Annotated in this window: 23 protein-coding genes; 22 read left to right on the top strand and 1 reads right to left on the bottom strand. The window is 47.6% G+C overall.

The window, feature by feature from the left end:
• Nucleotides 1–42: 42 nt before the first annotated feature.
• On the top strand, nt 43–270 hold the full coding sequence (locus tag GC097_RS15415; RefSeq protein ID WP_171684185.1) for a hypothetical protein: 228 nt from the start codon (nt 43–45) through the stop codon (nt 268–270).
• An 88-nt stretch (nt 271–358) separates the two neighbouring features.
• Here GC097_RS15415 and GC097_RS15410 read toward each other — a convergent pair whose 3' ends face one another.
• Nucleotides 359–664, bottom strand: a complete 306-nt coding sequence (locus GC097_RS15410) for a hypothetical protein (protein WP_171684184.1) — start codon at nt 662–664, stop codon at nt 359–361.
• A gap of 74 nt (nt 665–738) precedes the next feature.
• Here GC097_RS15410 and GC097_RS15405 point away from each other — a divergent pair, with 74 nt between their 5' ends.
• From GC097_RS15405 to GC097_RS15305, 21 genes are all read left to right on the top strand, one after another.
• Nucleotides 739–3,015, top strand: coding sequence for an AAA family ATPase (locus GC097_RS15405; RefSeq protein ID WP_171684183.1), 2,277 nt, complete (start codon nt 739–741; stop codon nt 3,013–3,015).
• 269 nt (nt 3,016–3,284) lie between these two features.
• A complete protein-coding gene (locus tag GC097_RS15400; RefSeq protein ID WP_312875669.1) occupies nt 3,285–3,683 on the top strand; it encodes a RusA family crossover junction endodeoxyribonuclease in 399 nt (132 codons plus the stop codon).
• Between the two features lie 3 nt (nt 3,684–3,686).
• Nucleotides 3,687–3,932 (top strand): hypothetical protein, encoded by a 246-nt coding sequence (locus GC097_RS15395; RefSeq protein WP_171684182.1) that lies wholly within the window; start codon nt 3,687–3,689, stop codon nt 3,930–3,932.
• The gene (locus GC097_RS15390) at nt 3,919–4,092 is read left to right on the top strand and encodes a hypothetical protein (protein WP_171684181.1); all 174 of its coding nucleotides are present in this window, start codon (nt 3,919–3,921) and stop codon (nt 4,090–4,092) included. Before GC097_RS15395 ends, GC097_RS15390 begins: the two co-directional genes overlap by 14 nt.
• Nucleotides 4,093–4,142: 50 nt before the next feature.
• On the top strand, nt 4,143–4,319 hold the full coding sequence (locus GC097_RS15385) for a hypothetical protein (protein ID WP_171684180.1): 177 nt from the start codon (nt 4,143–4,145) through the stop codon (nt 4,317–4,319).
• Between the two features lie 14 nt (nt 4,320–4,333).
• Nucleotides 4,334–4,810, top strand: coding sequence for a sigma factor-like helix-turn-helix DNA-binding protein (locus GC097_RS34730; protein WP_171684179.1), 477 nt, complete (start codon nt 4,334–4,336; stop codon nt 4,808–4,810).
• 151 nt (nt 4,811–4,961) lie between these two features.
• Nucleotides 4,962–5,387, top strand: coding sequence for a terminase small subunit (locus GC097_RS15375; protein ID WP_171684178.1), 426 nt, complete (start codon nt 4,962–4,964; stop codon nt 5,385–5,387).
• Between the two features lie 262 nt (nt 5,388–5,649).
• Entirely contained in the window at nt 5,650–6,948 is a 1,299-nt protein-coding gene (locus tag GC097_RS15370) for a PBSX family phage terminase large subunit (RefSeq protein WP_171684177.1), read from the top strand.
• Nucleotides 6,949–7,032: 84 nt separating this feature from the next.
• Nucleotides 7,033–7,851 carry a toll/interleukin-1 receptor domain-containing protein gene (locus GC097_RS15365; RefSeq protein ID WP_171684176.1) on the top strand — a complete coding sequence of 273 codons (819 nt, stop codon included), beginning with the start codon at nt 7,033–7,035 and terminating at the stop codon, nt 7,849–7,851.
• A 63-nt stretch (nt 7,852–7,914) separates the two neighbouring features.
• Nucleotides 7,915–9,228: a phage portal protein family protein gene (locus GC097_RS15360; RefSeq protein ID WP_171684175.1), complete on the top strand. Its 1,314-nt coding sequence runs from the start codon at nt 7,915–7,917 to the stop codon at nt 9,226–9,228.
• Entirely contained in the window at nt 9,221–10,012 is a 792-nt protein-coding gene (locus GC097_RS15355) for a minor capsid protein (protein WP_171684174.1), read from the top strand. Before GC097_RS15360 ends, GC097_RS15355 begins: the two co-directional genes overlap by 8 nt.
• A gap of 14 nt (nt 10,013–10,026) precedes the next feature.
• Complete coding sequence (locus GC097_RS15350) at nt 10,027–11,052, top strand: phage protease (RefSeq protein ID WP_171684173.1); 1,026 nt, start codon at nt 10,027–10,029, stop codon at nt 11,050–11,052.
• Nucleotides 11,053–11,065: 13 nt separating this feature from the next.
• Nucleotides 11,066–11,683, top strand: a complete 618-nt coding sequence (locus GC097_RS15345; RefSeq protein WP_171684172.1) for a hypothetical protein — start codon at nt 11,066–11,068, stop codon at nt 11,681–11,683.
• Nucleotides 11,684–11,700: 17 nt separating this feature from the next.
• Nucleotides 11,701–12,699 (top strand): major capsid protein, encoded by a 999-nt coding sequence (locus tag GC097_RS15340; protein ID WP_171684171.1) that lies wholly within the window; start codon nt 11,701–11,703, stop codon nt 12,697–12,699.
• A gap of 16 nt (nt 12,700–12,715) precedes the next feature.
• Nucleotides 12,716–13,186 carry a phage protein Gp36 family protein gene (locus tag GC097_RS15335; RefSeq protein WP_171684170.1) on the top strand — a complete coding sequence of 157 codons (471 nt, stop codon included), beginning with the start codon at nt 12,716–12,718 and terminating at the stop codon, nt 13,184–13,186.
• Nucleotides 13,183–13,776: a phage virion morphogenesis protein gene (locus GC097_RS15330; protein WP_171684169.1), complete on the top strand. Its 594-nt coding sequence runs from the start codon at nt 13,183–13,185 to the stop codon at nt 13,774–13,776. The genes GC097_RS15335 and GC097_RS15330 overlap by 4 nt, the downstream gene beginning before the upstream one ends.
• Nucleotides 13,773–14,270: a hypothetical protein gene (locus tag GC097_RS15325; RefSeq protein ID WP_171684168.1), complete on the top strand. Its 498-nt coding sequence runs from the start codon at nt 13,773–13,775 to the stop codon at nt 14,268–14,270. Before GC097_RS15330 ends, GC097_RS15325 begins: the two co-directional genes overlap by 4 nt.
• 16 nt (nt 14,271–14,286) lie before the next feature.
• On the top strand, nt 14,287–15,717 hold the full coding sequence (locus GC097_RS15320; RefSeq protein WP_171684167.1) for a phage tail sheath subtilisin-like domain-containing protein: 1,431 nt from the start codon (nt 14,287–14,289) through the stop codon (nt 15,715–15,717).
• A gap of 15 nt (nt 15,718–15,732) precedes the next feature.
• Nucleotides 15,733–16,170, top strand: coding sequence for a hypothetical protein (locus GC097_RS15315; RefSeq protein WP_171684166.1), 438 nt, complete (start codon nt 15,733–15,735; stop codon nt 16,168–16,170).
• Nucleotides 16,171–16,174: 4 nt separating this feature from the next.
• The gene (locus GC097_RS15310) at nt 16,175–16,546 is read left to right on the top strand and encodes a hypothetical protein (protein WP_171684165.1); all 372 of its coding nucleotides are present in this window, start codon (nt 16,175–16,177) and stop codon (nt 16,544–16,546) included.
• A gap of 192 nt (nt 16,547–16,738) precedes the next feature.
• Entirely contained in the window at nt 16,739–19,006 is a 2,268-nt protein-coding gene (locus tag GC097_RS15305; protein ID WP_171684164.1) for a phage tail tape measure protein, read from the top strand.
• Nucleotides 19,007–19,012 lie beyond the last annotated feature (6 nt).

Below are 19,012 nucleotides of genomic sequence, written 5' to 3'. Positions count from 1 at the left end.
AGACATCGTCTGAATAACGAAGATCATAAGGAGGTTATTGAATTGGCAAATACACAGGGAATGGCTTTTAAATTTCAAGTCATCAAAGGGACTGATATCGAACAACTCAGTCATTACAACAAAGTTACACTAGGTCATATTGTTGAGCGTGTCGGTGAAATCAGAAAAGAGAAAGGCAAGAAAGACAATACCTATCTGGTTATTAATACCGATGAGCCATATGCCGACGAAGTAATCGAGATTATGAAGCGGCACGGGCATTGGGGCTAACGGCCAGCTTGAATATTTAGTTTAATAGACAAGGTCTCCAAATTACGATATTCAGCTCAGCAACCATGAGCGGCTACTGAACTGGTTTTTAAAAGTGAATAGTTTTTCTTGGAGGTCTGGCAGAAGTACCTTGGCGAAGATATTTCCCTGTAATTTTATGGAAGTATTTCCTTAACTCTTTTTCTAAAGTTTTTAAAGTATCAATTGGTCCAGATTCTTTCCTAAACAGAAATTGGCTATTCTTGATTTTATGAAGTAGGGATATAGCTTTTGCTTCAAAATGAGAATAATCTTGACCCAAAAAAACATAAACTTGGTTTTTGAAATCTTCCATTTCCTTTACTAACTTTTCGACTTCTAAAAATGACTTCTTAATCCAAACCTTAAGATACATGAAGTGCCACCTCGTTTCAGTTTTTCTCATTATAGCCGATTATTGTAATTATTATCAAAGGAGAATGCAAGGATATGGAACATAAATTGGATCTAATTGCGCTGCTGGCCTACGTTGACCCGGCGTATCTGAGCTATCAGGAATGGGTCAACGTAGGCATGGCGCTGAAATACGAAGGATATACTGCCAGTGATTGGGACGAATGGAGCCGGAGGGACGGAGCCCGGTACCATCCAGGCGAGTGCTTCAAAAAGTGGACATCATTTGAGGGTTCAGGTATTCCGGTAACCGGTGCGACCATCACGCAAATGGCTAAGGAAAACGGCTGGATGCCGCGTTCCGCATACGACCGGGATGATCACCATGAGCTAGGCTGGGATGACGAGTTATCCGGCGGCGACTATGTCGTCGTGGATAAAAACTGGATCGAGGGTAAGGAAATTCACGAGCCAGCACCGGCCGCATGGAATCCAGTGCAGCAGTTGACTACGTATCTCCAGACACTGTTCGAAGCCAGCGAGAACGTTGGTTACGTCACCGACACTTGGCAGAACGAAGACGGGAAGTACCTGCCGACTAAAGGGGCATGGGACCGCACCTCTGGGGAATTGATTGAGCTGCTGCATATGTGTGATGGCGACATCGGGGCCGTCCTCGGAGATTACAATCAGGAGGCCGGCGCCTGGATCAGGTTTAACCCGCTGGACGGCAAAGGTGTGAAAAATGAAAACGTGACCGAGTTCCGTTACGCTCTTGTCGAGTCCGATACCATGGAAATCGAGAAGCAGAACGCGATTATGCGCGAGCTGGAGCTGCCGATCGCCGTCATGGTATACAGCGGAGGAAAGAGCCTGCACGCCATTGTACGGGTAGATGCCGCAAACTACGACGAGTATCGGAAGCGTGTGGATTATCTCTATGATATATGCCGGCGAAACGGCCTGAGCATTGACAGACAAAACCGTAACCCGTCCAGACTGTCACGCATGCCGGGCGTCGAGCGGGGCGGCAAGAAGCAATTTATAGTCGACACGAACATCGGTAAACCTAGCTGGGCCGAGTGGCACGAGTGGATCGAAGGCGTTAACGACGATCTGCCAGATCCGGAGAGCCTGGCCGACACCTTTGATAATCCGCCGCCACTCGCCCCACCATTGATTCACGGCGTGCTGCGGCAGGGGCACAAGATGCTCATGGCCGGGCCTTCCAAGGCGGGTAAGTCGTTCGCGCTGATAGAGCTCTCTATCGCCATAGCCGAGGGAGCCAAGTGGCTCGGCTGGAATTGCACGCAAGGCAAAGTGTTGTACGTCAACCTGGAGCTGGACAGCGCGAGCTGCTTGCACCGTTTCCGCGACGTTTACACGGCGCTGGGCATGCCGCCACGGCACATCGCCAATATCGATATCTGGAACCTGCGTGGCAAGTCCGTTCCCATGGACAAGCTGGCGCCGAAACTGATCCGGCGTTCCGCCAAGAAGGGATATATTGCCGTTATCGTGGACCCGATATACAAAGTCCTGACCGGCGACGAAAATAGCGCGGACCAGATGGCCCATTTTACGAACCAATTTGATAAGATCGCCACGGAACTGGGCGCATCCGTCATCTACTGCCATCACCACTCAAAGGGCTCGCAGGGTGGTAAGAAGTCGATGGACCGGGCCAGTGGCAGCGGCGTCTTCGCCCGCGACCCGGACGCACTGATCGACCTCGTCGAGCTCGAGCTGACGGAGGCGCTGCTCAAGCAGGAAGAGAACAAGGCGATCTGCGCCGTGTATCAGCAGTGCTTCTACCGGCACAATCCGAATTATCTCCAACAGCATGTGTCGCAAGACGATCTGCTCAGCGCCAAAGCAATGGAAGATCACGCTAGGCACGCCATTTATAGCTCGGAGCTAACAGCGACCGCGGAGGAGGTCAAGCGCGCCCTGGAAGCTGTCCGCGGTCGGTCGGCGTGGCGAGTTGAGGGGACGCTGCGGGAATACGCTAAGTTCAAGCCTGTCAACATGTGGTTCCAGTACCCAGTTCATCGTGTGGATGAAGTGGGCAGCCTGAAAGATATTGACCCCGATGGCGACGGCGCTAGACCGCCCTGGCAGAAGGCAAGTGGTAAGCGTAAGGACAAAGCTCAAGCGGAGCGAAGGAGCAAGGCTGAGGAGTTCGAGGACGCGGTGAATAACTGCAACATGGGTGAGCCACCAACTGTAAAGGATCTGCAGGAATGGTTTTCTTCCACTGGCAAGGAAGTCGCAGAGCGTACTATTCGGGATTGGATCGCGAAGCATGGTTTCGTAATTGATAAAAACAATGGCAACGTTGTTGTAAAAAAGAGCGGCAACGACCATGAATAATGCCGCCGAATATTTTCGCCGCTCGGCGGCGGCAATCATAATTTTATGGTCATTGCCGCACGGCATGATATACGTTTTTGTGATCCCCGCCGTTCGGCGGATTAACGGCGGGTATTTAATACGTCATGGTGCCCGCCGCCGAGCGGTGTCGACCATTATATATAAATATATAAGGATAGGGTGTGGCGTGTCGCAAGCGCCACACCCCCTCCCCTACATTTATCTACGCGGGAAAAGCAGGAAAGGTAAAAAATGGGAGTTGATGGCACGTGACTGAATTTTTTATGCCAATGAAGCCGCCGACAGCTACGCATCAAGAGAAGCAGGTTGCTGTTGTGAACGGCAAGCCGGTCTTTTACGAACCCGACGATCTAAAGGCAGCGCGCGCGAAACTTATGGCTCACCTCGGACAACATGTACCGAAGAAAAGATATACTGGAGCTCTGCGGGTGATTGTAAAGTGGTTGTTTCCAATTTCAGAGGGGAGTAAGCATTACGACGGAGAGTGGAAGATCACAAAACCTGATACGCACAATTTGAACAAGTTGCCATTTGATATCATGACTGACCTGGGCTATTGGACGGACGATGCCATTGTGGCGAGCGAGATTATCGAGAAATTTTGGGCGAAGCAGCCAGGTATCTACGTTAAGATCGAGGAGCTGTAGCCGATGGATTACAGGTTGTTTTTCGCGGATGTGCAGGAATGGATCAGCCAAGCTAATCAGGCTGCCATGCAGTACGGTATGGAAAACCCGCTTTTTTGGCAGTGGGTGGCAGACTCATCCGGCATGCTATGCAAGAAATATCAAGAGAACCGGATTGCAATAAAGCAAATGATGATGCTGGTTGAATGGCTGGAAGAGGTTTACGATTCTAGGCGGCAACAGGAGGGGAATACGGATGCGAAAACTTAATTGGCGAGAAGCCACTTCAGTGCAACTGTACAACATCGCATTTCTCGACGAAGGGGCAGCTTTGGAGCATATACAAGCAGCTAGAGATGAGCTGCTAAGGCGCGCTAAGAAGCGTCATAGCAGAGTAAATTTCAAGGAGAAGGTGGCTTATCCACGCTGACGTGATCAGACCAAACGGGTACTAAGAAAGAGCTTAGGGGAGGTATGAAAATGAAATGGAAGCAAGAAATTATGTATGTGATGCGTAACCAGGCAGGGGTCATTATTAGATGCGAAGAAAAGCCACCGAAAGGATTTGTTCCAGATGATAAATTATTAAAAAAAACACAAGCAGCTGTACTTGTTGAGAGAATGAGTTCACGCAGATACGGGCCAATCGGGGATTGAGAGGTGAACGTCTAGTGCTTACTTGGGTCGAGGAATTGATTAAGGATTACAACGCAGGTGTGAGACAACTTGAGGCATACAGAAAGAAACTTGATCGAGATCCGATCAGGGAAGAAGTCATTGATCAAACGGAGTACGAGACAGTTAGTGGGATGATTAGTGACATGAACCTTGCCCTAGAATGGCTTCGCAAAGGGCGTCGGCCCGGAAGTAGAAGAGGTGCAGAGCAGCACGGAGTCTATCAGCGGACGGAACTGGCAAAGTGTTTCCCAGGTCTGGTACCCGATGTTGCAGCTCTGACGAATGACGAAAAGAAAAAGATCGTGGATATCCTATTATGTCTCTCCACAAGAGAGCGACAATGCTATCTTTTTCATATGGCTCATGGGTTGACGTATGCCGAAATAGCTGATAGATTAAGAGTATCACGAACATCTGTTCAGAAATTTGTTGAACGGGCAAAAAGTAAGGTGCAGCAAGGGATTTCGTAATTCTTGTCGTGCAAATGTCGTGCAAACTACCTACTTTAAGTTTGCCATTTTACAAGATTTCATAGATTTTCATATACGAAACGATATAGGCGAGCCACAGGGCTCGTCTTTTTGTGTTCAGAAATTAGCGGGGAAGGTCAGGTGATGAGAAGTGAAACTAACTGAAAAACAAAAACGTTTCGCGGATTTTTACCTAGAGACCGGAAACGCTACTGAGGCTGCGATTAAAGCTGGTTACAGTAAAAAGACAGCTAAAGAGGTCGGTTACGAAAACCTCACTAAACCTCACTTAAAAGCATACATCGAGGAGAAGATCGCTGAGAAAGACAGCCAACGAATTGCAAAGCAGGATGAGGTGCTGGAGTTTCTTACAAACGTGTTGCGGGGTCAGGTCAAGGAGCAGTTCCCCCTTGGACTTGGTATGGGTGAGCAACAACTAGTTAAAAAGGAGCTCGACGGCAAGGATCGAATTAAGGCTGCGGAACTACTTGGAAAACGCTTTGCGCTATGGACAGATAAAACGCAGCTAGAAGGAACCGTCGGTGTTCAGATAATTGATGATATCGGCAGTGACTAATGCATGCATAAATCACGCATAAACACTAGAAAATAGCTGTTTACAGCCGCAAACAGCCAAATAGGTCTAGTATCAAGAATGCTTCAACGACGCGGTGTTTCGGTGTTTTGCATAAATGATGAATAAATGCAGTTTTTGTTTATCGCTGAAATACGGCATGGTTGTGGGATTCACCGCGCGGTTGTGGGAAAGTACTTCTGTACAAAATATTTGATTTTATACATATGTCCGTGCATATAGAATGCATAGGAGGTGGTTGAAAATGAAGGTTACCTTATCACAAATCGTTACACCTCACTTTCACGCATTCTGGAAAGCTTCAAATTCACATAAATACCTACGTCACGTTCTCAAAGGCGGTCGTGGATCAGCGAAATCGACGCACATTGCAATTAAGTTTATCAAGGACATGATGAAATACCCAGTAACGGGACTTTGCATTAGGAAGGTCGCCCGTACACTGGAAGAGTCAGTCTTCGAGCAACTGAAAGAGGCTATTGAGTTCCTAGGCGTAAGTGAATACTGGCGAGTCTTAAAAAGCCCGCTGCAGCTGATCTATCTTCCACGAGGGAATAAGATTATATTCCGGGGCGCAGACGATCCTATCAAAATCAAATCGATTAAGGTCTCCAAGTTCCCGATTGCATTTTTGTGGATTGAGGAGCTTGCAGAATTTAAGACCGAAGATGAAGTGTCGACCATCGAAAACTCAGTGCTGCGCGCGGAGCTACCGGATGGTCTTTTTTATGCGTTTTATTACAGCTATAACCCGCCAAAGCGTAAGCAGTCCTGGGTGAACAAGAAGTACGAGTCACAGTTTATTCCGGCTAATACTTACGTCCACCACTCTACATACTTAAACAATCCGCATATCTCCAAAGCATTCGTAGAAGAGGCCGAAGGCGTTAAAGCCAAAAGCCAGCATAAGTACGATTGGGAGTACGGCGGGAAAGCGATCGGTAGCGGCGTTGTACCATTCGATAATCTGAACTTTAGGAGGATCACTGATGAAGAGGTCAAGACATTTGATAACATCCGCCAGGGGATTGACTGGGGCTATGGTGTCGATCCTTTTGCTTTCGTCCGCTGGCATTATGACAAGACACGCCGACGAATTTATGCGCTCGATGAAATCTACGGCGTTAAGCTCTCAAACAGGGAAGCTGCCGAGCAGATCCGATCAAAAGGGTACCAAACTACGCTGAGTACAGCTGACAGCGCAGAGCCTAAGTCAGTCGATGAAATGCGGCAAGATTACCATTTGCGCATCAAGGGAGCAATCAAGGGCCCTGGCTCCGTCGAGTATGGCGAGAAATGGCTTGATGATCTGGACGAAATCGTGATTGATCCGAAACGCACTCCGAATCTCGCAAAAGAGTTTGAGGATATCGATTATCAAACTGACTCCGACGGTAACCCGAAAGCGAAGCTGGAGGAAGTAAACAATCACACGATTGATGCTACGCGATATGCATTTGAGACTGACATGAAGAAAGCAGTGTCCGTGAAAGATAATCGCGCTGTGGGTAAACCGGCTATGGCGAGTATTCGAGAGTGGTAGTAAGAGGATAATACTGGAATTACATGTCTGCATATGGTACATTTCCCTTAAGTATTTTGAAAATGAGATAAGGGGAAAACGGACATGAAGATATTTATTAGTTGGTCTGGGGAGAGAAGTCGTAAGATTGCGGAGCTTCTACATGAATGGATTAAATGTGTCCTTCAAGCTTCGAAGCCATGGGTGTCAAGCAAAGATATTGAAAGAGGAAGTCTTTGGTTTACGGAAATTAATGAGCAGTTAGTGGATACAACCGTGGGCATCATCTGTATAACGCAAGGGAATAAAAATAAACCTTGGATACTTTTCGAGGCCGGTGCATTGGCTAGAGGTTTATCAGCAAACAGGGTATGTACATTCTTGATTGACTTGGAGCCCTCAGACTTGGTTGACCCACTTGCTCAATTCAATCACACCTTTCCAAATAGAACGAGTGTACTTGCATTGGTAAAGACGATAAATAACTCAATGAAAGAAAATCAGCTAGATAATGGAATACTTGAAAAAGTATTTAATACTTATTGGGGTCAATTCGAAACAGATTTTAATGAAATTCTCAAGCAATATCCTGAGAACATTACAGAGGCGCCGAGATCAGAGCAGGATATTCTTTTAGAGATACTCAACTCAACAAGAGGACTTGAACGAAGGCTAAGATTAGTAGAAAATGAAGCTAGTGGCAAACCCAAAAAGGCAAGAGAGTCTGAACTAAATAGTTTACACGGATATCATGCGGCGAGAGAACTTGCCTACGCTCTTGCTAAAGCGGGGACTCGGCTTTATGATATCTATACTACACTGAAAGATAACCTTAACTTACCGAATTATGCGTTGGATCAAATAATGACTGATGTTGCCGCCGGTAGTATTACAGATAACAATAGCATAGAAGACAATCGATAACTATGATAAGAATAAGCGCCTCTTTTGGGCGCTTATCTCTATGTTAGGAGGTGAAGATGAAATATGGTAGCACCAAGTAGAATCGTCGGTCAGATCGGCTCGCAGCTTTATACGACGTTCATCCTGTTCGATAAGGCGATTTCGAATCCGGACAGCTCTAATCTATTGGATTATGAACGAATGCTCGATACGGACGAGACGATCGCTGCCGGTATTGAATTCATGATCCTCTCAACGTTAATCAAGCTGGACCGCTACACCAACGAAAAGAATCCCGGGATCGAGGAGTTTGTTAACCAATGCCTCGAGGGAATGCAAGGGACGTTTATCGAGTCCTGCGAGGATATCTTATCAGCGCTCTGGGCCGGATACAGCGGAACAGAGATCGTTTGGAAGCCCGAGGGTAGCCGAATCGTGCTAGACTACCTGGCGACGTATCATCCGCGCACTGTGTTTTTCAATATTGACCCGGTGACGGGCAGGCTCGCTTCGGACGAGCCGATCACGCAGTATCGTTGGTTTTCAGGCAGCCCAGTGAGGATACCAAAGAACAAAGCAATCGTGTTTTCACACAATGCACGCTTTGGTAATTGGTACGGCACGAGCCAGCTGCGCCGGCTGAGAAAGAACTGGCTGCTTAAGGACCCAGTGTTAAAGATGTGGGTGAACGCAGTCGATAAATTCGGCACGCCGCTGACCGCTGCACTGGTCCCAGACGGCGACATTAGAGATCCGGACAACCCGACAAGGCCCAATGGTGAAGAGAACTTGATTTCCAACGTTGAATACATGGCCCGTGTGCTTTCCAATCTGCAAAACGGTACGGGGATCGCGATGGCTGCCGGTACTGGCGAAGATAAGTCGGATATTAAGTCGTTGTTCGGCGGTGGCGCAGGCATGGGAGAGGCATTTCACAGCCTGGTCACGTATCTGAACAAGATGATGTTTCGCGGGTTGCTGGTCCCTTCGTTGATCTTTGACGAGGGACAGAAGTCGGGATCATATGCACTTGGCCAAAGTCATTTTGACATGTATATGCTGATGTTGGACAAAATCTTTAAGAAACTTAAAGAGGTGCTTTTAGAGCAATTGGTCCGGCCACTCGTGGAAATGAACTATGGTCCGCAAAAGGAATGGGGCGACTTCCCAGAACGAGAGATGAATGATGACGACGTTCAGAAGCTAAGCGGCATCTTCTTGCAGCTCACCAACGCGGGTTACATGGACTCTACGGCTGACGAGGACTTCCAGCATGTCCGCTCAACGGTAGGTTTGCCGGAACGCAAACAGTCCGCAGCTGATAAGAAGGCTAAGATTGCAGAGGATTACGCGCATTATCTCAGAGAGCCACCGGGTAAGGGGAAAGCCGATGAATAAGGCGGAGCGATTCATCAAGAAGTACCTGGACGAGTCGGAAGAACGGCTGCTGATTCGCTATGATCGTTGGCTTAACACGGTACTATCCCATATTCCGATTGGAGCAAGTGAGATGGAGATTCATCAGTTTCACTTACCACAGCCTGCACAGCTTTCGAGCATTCTGTATCAGCATGCAGCCGAAATGCTTACTGCGGGACAGGCTCATGGGGATGCCGAGGCAAAGGCGATACGGGATAAAAGACGTGTGAAGCTTGCTGATCTGCCTATTATTGACGGTAACAGAGAATTTACTCCTGAGGAAGCCATGGCGATTCTAAAGAACAGGGAGCTGAAGCTTGCTGGAGTCGTTGAAGCTGACTTGGTTACGCTGATCAAGCAGGTTCTGCTCGAACATCTCACTGGGGCAGCGCCGCAAAGTACGAAAGGTTCTATTGCAGCTCTACTTGATCAAAACAAGAGTCGGGCTTCACTGATTGTAACGACTGAGACGACGTACGCATACAACCGCGGCCGGCTCATTTCCTATCGTGAGAATAAAGTAGATTACGTCCGATTTTCTGCCATCATGGATGCGCGGACATCGGCTGTTTGTGCTTCTCGAAATGGGAAGGTCATGCGGATGGATGATCCAGCTCTTGGAGATAATACGCCGCCGCTACATGGCCGATGCCGATCGGTACTGACGCCGATCTACAGTCGATATGAGCCGGACGTAATCGAGAAAGCCAATAAAGATTGGGGCGACGTTGCACCGTTGCCGAAGGGGTGGAAGACGAAATAGAGGAGGTGTGCAAATTGACACTAAAAATACCTGTAGGCCGCATCGGGGAATGGAAGCATCCGAAATACGGCACAATCAAAATGTCGCAGCAGACGTTTACGGAGATCATCCAGAACTTTAAGCAAAAGGTACTGGGCCGTGATCCGTTTATTCGAGTCGGTCATGACAAAGCCGAGGATACGACATTCGGCAGCGCAAAGTCAGAGGGGTGGATTACTGATTTGGTGCAAGAAGGGGATTTCCTTTTTGCGCTGGCTGATCCGACAAACGATGAGATTGCGGAAAAGGTCAAGACAAAGCAATTCCGCTACGCAAGTCCCGAATACCGGGAGAATTATCAAGATAAAGAATCAGGCTCTTTCAGAGGCGCAGTGCTTGAAGCATTGGCGCTAACGAATGAGCCTTTTCTTACGCGTCTTCCTGAGGCGCGGCTACTGGCGGACCCGCCAGACACATTCTATTTAGACCATGAGGAGGTCGGATATACGATGAAAGAAGAACAAGTGAACCAGCTGCTGGAGAATCAAAAGCAAACAAACAACATGCTTTCCACATTCACGACGAAACTATCTGAGTGGTTCGGAGGAAAGAAACCAGAAGGCGACCCTACTCCAGCTCCGGTTGTTGTGGCTCCAGTCGTTGCACCTGTAGTTGATGAGAACGCCAAGAAACTTGCTGATCAGGTGGCCGAGCTTCAAAAGCAAAACCGAGCAATTACTGTGGAGGCGACGTTGGCAGGTTATGTGGCAAAAGGCATCCCGCCAGTGATCATCGATCAATATCGTCCAATTCTGCTTGCTGACAGTGGAGAGAAGATCGTTAAATTGTCAGATGACAAATCGATCTCTGTGTCGGAACAGATTTATGCTTCGCTTGATGCGTTCCCTGAAGCGTCCCGCGTTAAGCTTGCGCAAGTAGGGCAGCTAGGTAATCCGCCGGCAGCTGGATCCCCCGAGGAAATCAAGAAGTTTGCTGATCAAGACATGAAGGAACTGGGCTTTACGGTCGATGAAAACGGCCGATATAAGCTAGCAGAATAAGGAGGGTTAAATAATGGCAGATTTCAACTTCCACGTTCCAGGTAGAACGGATGGCGAGGTATACGTAGATAAACAAATTTGTGTTCACGGTGATCATCATATCCATGATCGTATTGCAGTAACGATTGCACCTAATACAGGTGTTCTTGATAAAGGAACGATCCTTGGAGCGAGTACAGCTGATTCTCTTTACCGTCCGGTACGCAGAAGCGCGTTGACAGCTGCTGTAGGCACGGCGGCTACAACAGCAACCGTTACGGATGGATCGATTTTCGCTAATTCGATTGGTGCAGCTGCAGCTCTCGTAAAAGCTGACGGAACGGGTGTTGTTACCTGCGGCACAATCACGGCCGTAAACGGTAATACGGTGACCATTTCGGCGCCAGGTACCGCTTTTGTCATCGGCGACTTCTTGTATGTGAAAGACGGATCAGAGAAAGCATTGCTTATCCTAGGTGATTTTGTGCCGGATGCAGCTTCAAACAAGATTGCTAACGCATTTGTTGCAGGTAAGTTCTATCAATCTCAACTCGTGGGCGTAGATGCGTTTGTAACAAAAGATCTGGTAGCTCGCTCAATTCCGTTTGGGCTGAATGCAGCTGGACAAAATGAATCCATTTATTTGGTTTAGGAAAGGGTGAATAGACAATGCCAATGAATTTTCCAACTACTCAAGAGATTAACCATATCGTGCGCAACACGATCGTAGACACATCAGCTTTTATCGGGAATACGTTTTGCCCAGCGGATACTGCAAATGCCGCAGAAATTCAAGTTGATGTCATCAACGCTACAGCGGGAATTACTCCTCCGCATGCGTTAAATTCAGAGCCTAAGGTTGCAACATTGTCAGGGCAATCGGTACGTAAATACGCTACCGGGTACTGGAGAGAAACGTATCGAATTAACGAAGAGGAGCTTTTGTACGCCAGACAAGAGGGCACGTTTAATGAGCGCGCCGGACGTTTGCGTGTTGTCCGTAGATCGAACGAATTGAACACACGTCTTGAAACTCGCCTCGAGCAGCTTAAGTTTGCTGCAGTAACAAAAGGGAAAGTCGATGTGGACGAAAACGGCGTCAAATACAGCGTAGATATGAAAATTCCGTCTAAGAACAAGAAAACGTATCATCTTCTCTCTGACCCAACGATTAACATCCCAAATGTGCTGGATGAGATGGTAACCCTGTTCCATGGAACAGGGGCAAAACTTGATCGCATTATCATGAATCACGACTTGGCTAAAGCATTTGCAGCAAACGAAGTCATTCGCGACCTGCTAAAACAAAGCGTATATGCTTTGAACCTTACATCGTCGAATATCACTAATGCAATGAAAATGCTGTTCCCGCAAATCGACTTTGAGGTATATACGGAAGGCTATAGTACTAACGGTACGGATTTTCAATATTTCCTACCCGAGGGTACTTTCGTAGGTATCGCAAAAGGACGAGAAAAAGCCATGGATTTCTGTTCTACGCTAGCACTGCAAAATGGCGGCATGGATAATCCGCAGCCGGGTAAATTTGCAGTTATCGAGGATAAGTCTTCGAATGAAAAGAATCCGTATGTAGATATTACTGTAGGCATTAACGGCTTACCGCGTATGCACCATCCTGAATGGTTCTTGGTCGGTAAGATCGACTAAAAAAGGAGGGCTGCACATGCCCTACTGTACGCCGCAAGACGTCCGAGATCTGCATCAGCTTATCTCGGACACTGATTTCTTAGATGAGGATGTCGAGCGATATATTGCGAAGGCTGAAATACGGATTAACGACAAGCTCAGACCGCAATACAAGGTCCCTCTCGTTGAGCCGATCCCAGGCATCATCCAATCTATTTGTGCAGACATGGCGGGAGCTCTTATATGTCAGCATCACTTTTCGGGCATTAACTACCGCGAGGACACGCCGCTGGCTGAGGTATACCGCAAGCGCGCGGATTCTGACTTAAATCATGTACTTGATGCATCAACGCTTAACGGATTGCCCGGCATCGTGGAGCAAGCACCCAATGCACCTGAGATGCGTAAAAGGATTGCAACTACGACGCCTAAACAAAGCCCCTTAGAAGGGCATTTACAGCGATTTAACAATGCGACGCATTCACCGATATCGAGGAATTGGCGATGAGTGATGACCGGTCAATAGACATTAAGGTGGATGTCTCGGAAGTTGTAAAAGCGATGGAAGCTATGGGTCGGAGATCATTGAATCTTCGGCCCTTCTTTGGCGCTGTCGGCACAATACTTATCAAGTCCGCTCACGAGAACTTCGATCATCAGGGTCGACCTGCGAAGTGGAAGGGTTGGGCACCTCTTACGAAGCAGATTTATGAGCAGGGAGCCATTGATTCTGCCATGAAGTCCCACAAAACAAAAGCGGGGCAGAATCGGCAAATCATCCGTAATCTGGGCGCGCTCGGGACTCGTAAGATTTTGCAGAATTCAGGAGAGCTGCGAAAATCCATTGTGCAAGGCAGGCTGACTGCGTCTGAAGTGGAGGTAGGCTCCTCGCTTATTTACGCCAGGCTACATCAGCTCGGGGGCTCAATCGTTCCGAAGAAAAAAAGAGCATTGTTCATTCCAATTGGCGGCGGGCAGTACAAGATTCTGAAACGTGTTAAAGTGCCTGCTCGACCATTCCTGGTGCTCCAGCAAACCGATGTCCAAGTGATATTGAGAATGGCTAAAGATTATGTCACAAGAGGTGAAATAGGATGATTGATGAGATTCTCAACGCAATCCAGTCAACCTTGCAAGCAGAGGAGAGACTATCATCGATCAGTAAGTATAATCTCGTTGATGGCATGATACCGGGATTAAAACCCACTGTTTCGATCGGTTGTGGAAGAATCAAATACAATGACTACGATCGCGATCAGGACGAGGCAACTGCCCCAGTCCGGATCTATGTCTATACCCACGATATGAATGCAGAGAAGGGTGAGGCAACGATACGCAATCTCGCGAGAGAGATTCGTTTCACGCTTCTGGAAAACATGTATCTTGGGGGTTTGGTTGACGCGTCCTCAGTAACTGAGATCACATTTGAAAGTGACCAAGTGAATCAAGGTCAGCTCCTGCATTATGCCATGATTGATTACGACGTGAAGTATTATGAGTCTCGTCAACGATCCGAGAAAGATGCACCTCCACTGGTTAAAACAGTAGAGGCTTCGTTTGATAAGGGCGAGAAAATTGAAATTGAATTATAGGAAGGTGTGAAAACGAATGGCACAAGGCAATCAATATATCGTCCCTCGTGTGTCTATTACGGAGACTCCGCCGGCACCTGTTGCCGCAACAGGAGTCACGGTCGGCACGATCGGTATCGTCGGTACTTTTTCGAAAGGCCCGGTAGGCGTACCAACGACTTGTTACAGCCTAACGGATGTCGTGAGTAAGTTTGGCGGCTACATACTAGGTTTAACTGGTTTTCTCTCAGCTATGGGCGCCTTTAACCAGGGAACGAATAAAGTTGTTATCGTTCGCGTGGCGGCTGTCTCCGCTGCAGCGGCAGCATTGACGGTCAAAGACGGGGCTGGAACGCCAAAGGATTCCGTAACAATCACCTCATTGTACAAAGGTACGGACGGGAACGGCGTTTCTGTACAGGTGCTCGCAGGCACGAATTTGAATACATTCAAGCTTGTAGTATCGTACAAGAAAGTTGCAGTAGAAACTTGGGATAATCTCGATTTGACCAATTTGTCTATTAACTCTCAACATGTAGCTTTGACCAAGGCAGCCGCTGCAACAGCCATTCCGGTACCACTCGCGGATACCCCGCTGATAGGCGGAGACGACGGCGCCACGACAGCGGATAGCGACTACATCGGTACAACAGATGCATCAGGTAACCGAACCGGGCTGAAGGCCTTAGAAGCCGTTTACGTGAATATCGTGGTTTGTGCTCAGCAGTATTCCCAAGCGATTCAGGCAGCAATGATCTCTCAATGTAAGCTGGCCAATGTACAAAATGGCTTGAGAATTGCGGTGACAAACACGAATAAAGGGTTAACACCAACACAAGCTGCAGCAGCTCAAACTTATAATGAGCAGCGTACAATTGTGTCTTATCCGTGGGTTATTCCTCAGGAGTATCCGACTATTTACGCGGCTCCAGATGGTTATTATGCCGGCATTCTCGCCACTTTGAACGCATGGGTATCACCTTCTAACCAAGTGGTGAAAGGCATTCTCGGAACAGAGCGAGCGCTTATTGAGGACGATCTTATTGCGCTTACCGTTGCAAGGATTTCTCCGATTGCACTAAACAACGCTACGAACGATTTCCGAATTAGTAACGGCGTTACCACTTACAATTACGTGCAGGGTAGCGGAACGGATGACTGGTCGCAAACTTCGATTCGACGGGAGTTTGACAAGATCGAGACGGAGATCTGGATTCAAACCCAGTGGGCAAAGTCACGGCCAATTACGAATTCGCTTCTGAGAACGATCAAGACGCAGATCGATGAACTCCTTCGTCAGCATAGAGATAACACTGAGGAGATCTACGACTTCAAGCCGACGGTTTGTGATGCATCGAATAATACGGGTACGACAATGGCAGCTCGCCGGGTAATTACTCAAATCTCAATCAGACCGAGCTATGCGGCCGACTTTATCGACCACAACATCGGTCGGTACATCGGCTAAAGGGAGGTGTTTTAATTGACAGCACGACCATTACAAGGATTTGATGTCTCGGTCACAGTAGTTGGAGTTAACGGTCCTGCACTTGTAGGAGAGTTCGAAGAGATGAGCTTAAATATCAACAGCGAAGCTGAGGCATACATGACGCTTAATTCCAAGATGCCAATCTATTTGGACGGAGAGGTCACGCTGGACGGAACCTTGAAGCGAGGCTACATTGACGCAGGCGGGGCTGTGAAAGCGGCGTTTGATACTTCTACACTCGGCCCCGACATTAAATTTACGCAGCCGAGGTATGTCATCTCTGCAGACTTTAATGTGCCAGAAAAAGGGCTTGTTGGCCGTTACAATTTGTCACAATGCATTATTGATAAAATTGGCTTGTCTTTTACAAAAGGTAAAGCGGTTGTAAATAGTGATTACTCCTTCAAAGCAGAAGGAATAGAGGAGGTTTAAACCCATGTCAAAAGAATTTGGCCCATTGACTTTGCCAAAAAGCGGTAAGGTTATTTTTTTTCGTGAACCGACAGGTGGAGATCGTTTAGAAGTCCTGAAAAAGAACCCAGCAGGATCGGACGATTATGTAACCATGTCTGAACTTGCCGATCTCTACATTGCTGCAAAGTGCGTCACTAAAGTAGACGATAAGGCAACAATCGGAGATTACAAGTTCACCTTCCAAAGCTGGTCTAATGCAGATGTTGCATATTACAAGGCGGTTTTTTCCAAGATGTTCGCTCTAAGCAATGAATCTCTGGATAAGATGGATCAAGTGGTTGATTTTTTGCTGAACGGCTCTGGATCCGCCGATTCTTCTACGTCAACGACGTAGGCAAAGGAAGTGTCAGCTGGGAAAGCTGGAGTCGAATGACAGATATTGAGCAGCATCTGCTTTATAAGGGTGCTCTCGATTATGTCGAGAAGAAAAACCAAGTTCTAGATGGGGAGTCCTAATGGGGACTCTCCGTTTTCCTGAGTGTATGTCGCGTACGTATGCTGAGTAAATCGGGGAGGTGAGATCATCATGTCTAGTGCTGCAGGAGCTAATCAAAGGGTTTCGATAACTTTTTCAGCTGTTAACTTATTGAGTCCTGAAATAAAAAGAATGACGGATAACGTTAAGAAGGTTAAACAGCAGATGCAATCCCTTGGATCGGGTCCAAACAACGGGGCTAAGTTTTTTGAAGCGATGAATAAAGGGATGCAGCAGGCGTCGAAAGGGCTAGATGAGCTAAAAAGCAAGTTTGATAAGATGAAATCAGCTGGATTCGGGGATATCGCTACGGGAGCCGCCACGGTTGCACCTTTGATTGCAACCATTAAGAAGGCAGGCGAGGTGCAAATGCAGGAATTTGCACTATCTGGTGTATACAATCTCAATATGACCAGTGAGAAACTAAAGGATATAAGGAAGCAAGCTCAGGATCTATCTGGGTTAACCCTATTTTCTCAGAAAGATATTCTAGGAATTGGAATAGAGCTTGCACGTGCACAGATCTCTCAAAAGAATTTAAAAACTGTTTTGCCAGAAGCAACTTATGTTGCTGAGATGGAAGTATTAGCTAAGAAGACGTCCTCTCCAGAACGATCGGCATACAACTTTGCACGTATGGCCGAGGATGCCAGGATTACAAATGACTCGGATAAACTGGAGAAATTCGCGGACTCACTCTTCCGAGTGGTTAACGTCACGCATGCTTCATCTGAGAGTCTCGGCGAGACGTTTAAGTACGCAATGCCGGTTGTAAAGAATTTAGGCTGGGACGAGAACGATATGCTTGATGCATCAGCTCTGGCAGCTGTAAACGGCATGGAGGGGTCCATGGCTGGTACACATATTAAAGATTTTGCTGAGCGTATCAATCCGTACAAGTTTCTTGGTACAAGAGGTGGTCAGAAGCAGCTTGATGCGATGAATGACGTAGGCCTCTTGGATGGCGTGACAACGGATAAGAAGGGGAAAATCCTTGGATTTCAAGGAGCTGCACTTCTTAAGGACAAAGATCACATTAAGAAATACTCTGATATGGTGGATGTCTTAACTGAAAAGCATAAAGAGTTTATTAAAGCCGGCAACAGTGAACTAGAATGGGCTGCGAAGATGAATCACATTTTCGGTGAGCAAGGACAAGATTTCGCAATTATCACTTCTCACAAAGAGATGTTCGATAAGGTGAAAGGATCAACCAGCGGTCAAAAGAGTCTACACGAGAACATCACCACGGCACGTTCTCTTTTTGAGGGTGAGCTTCACGCCTTGAAAAGTAAGTTTGAAGGCTTGGGTTTAGCGATCGGTGATCAATTACTTCCTGAAGCAACAAAGTTTGCTCACGAACTGGGTCCAATGGTTGCAAGCGCTACGACTTGGGTTAACACTCATAAAGATCTTGTTAGTGCCATTTCCAAAGGTGCGCTTGAATTTGGTGGATTTATGTTGGTTTTAGGATCTGCAAAACTAGCTATCGGAACAATTGGCAGTCTTGTGATTAGCCCGCTAGTTTTAGCGGCAAAAGGACTGTCTGCTACATTCAGTACCCTTAGTACAAAAGCTGCTGTATCGAAGGCACTACCAGCCCAAGCCATCCAAGCGAACATTGTGAATGTTTACGGTAGAGCAATCAACGGAGGTGCAGCAGGTGCTGCAGGAGGCTCTGGAACAACTGTAGCCGGAGGAGGATTACCTCCAAGGAGCAGTAGATCCAGCACACCGGGTCGTTTGTCGACTGCCGTTGGTGCTTCAGCCAGTGTTTTAAAAGGGGCTGGATCTCGAGCCGGAGTGCTCCTCCCAGTCGGTTTAGCCATGGGGGCTTACGATGTAACGACCGCTCCGGAAGGCCATAAGATGGAAGCCGCAGCTAAAGCCAGCGGAACAGTGATCGGAGGCTGGGCAGGAGCGGAAGCCGGCGCAGCGTTAGGAGCGGCAATTGGCTCGGTTGTCCCGGGACTAGGAACAGTCATCGGTGGTATTCTTGGCGGAATTATCGGAGGAGTAGCAGGCAGTGCGATTGGCAATAAGCTTGCCGATTCTGCTGTAAATGCATTCAAAGGCAAAACCAAAGCATTAACAGTAGACCGCAGCGATCCTATGTTTAGCTGGCTGCCTAAGATCGATACGAGCAAATACGAGAACCAACAAAGCAAAAATGCTTCTGGTGTTCAAAAGGCGTATCAAGATAACAGTACGAATCACATTTACGTGACTTCTCCAGAGCCGGATGCTGCTGCCCGTATTGTGTTTGACGAAAAGGCGAATGTGTCAAGATTAAGATGGCTTGCTGAAAATGGGCAATAGGAGGGA

It is taken from the genome of Paenibacillus planticolens (genome assembly GCF_013141725.1).
Classification (GTDB): Bacteria; Bacillota; Bacilli; order Paenibacillales; family NBRC-103111; genus Paenibacillus_E; species Paenibacillus_E planticolens.
This window is presented reverse-complemented; position numbering and strand designations above follow the sequence as displayed.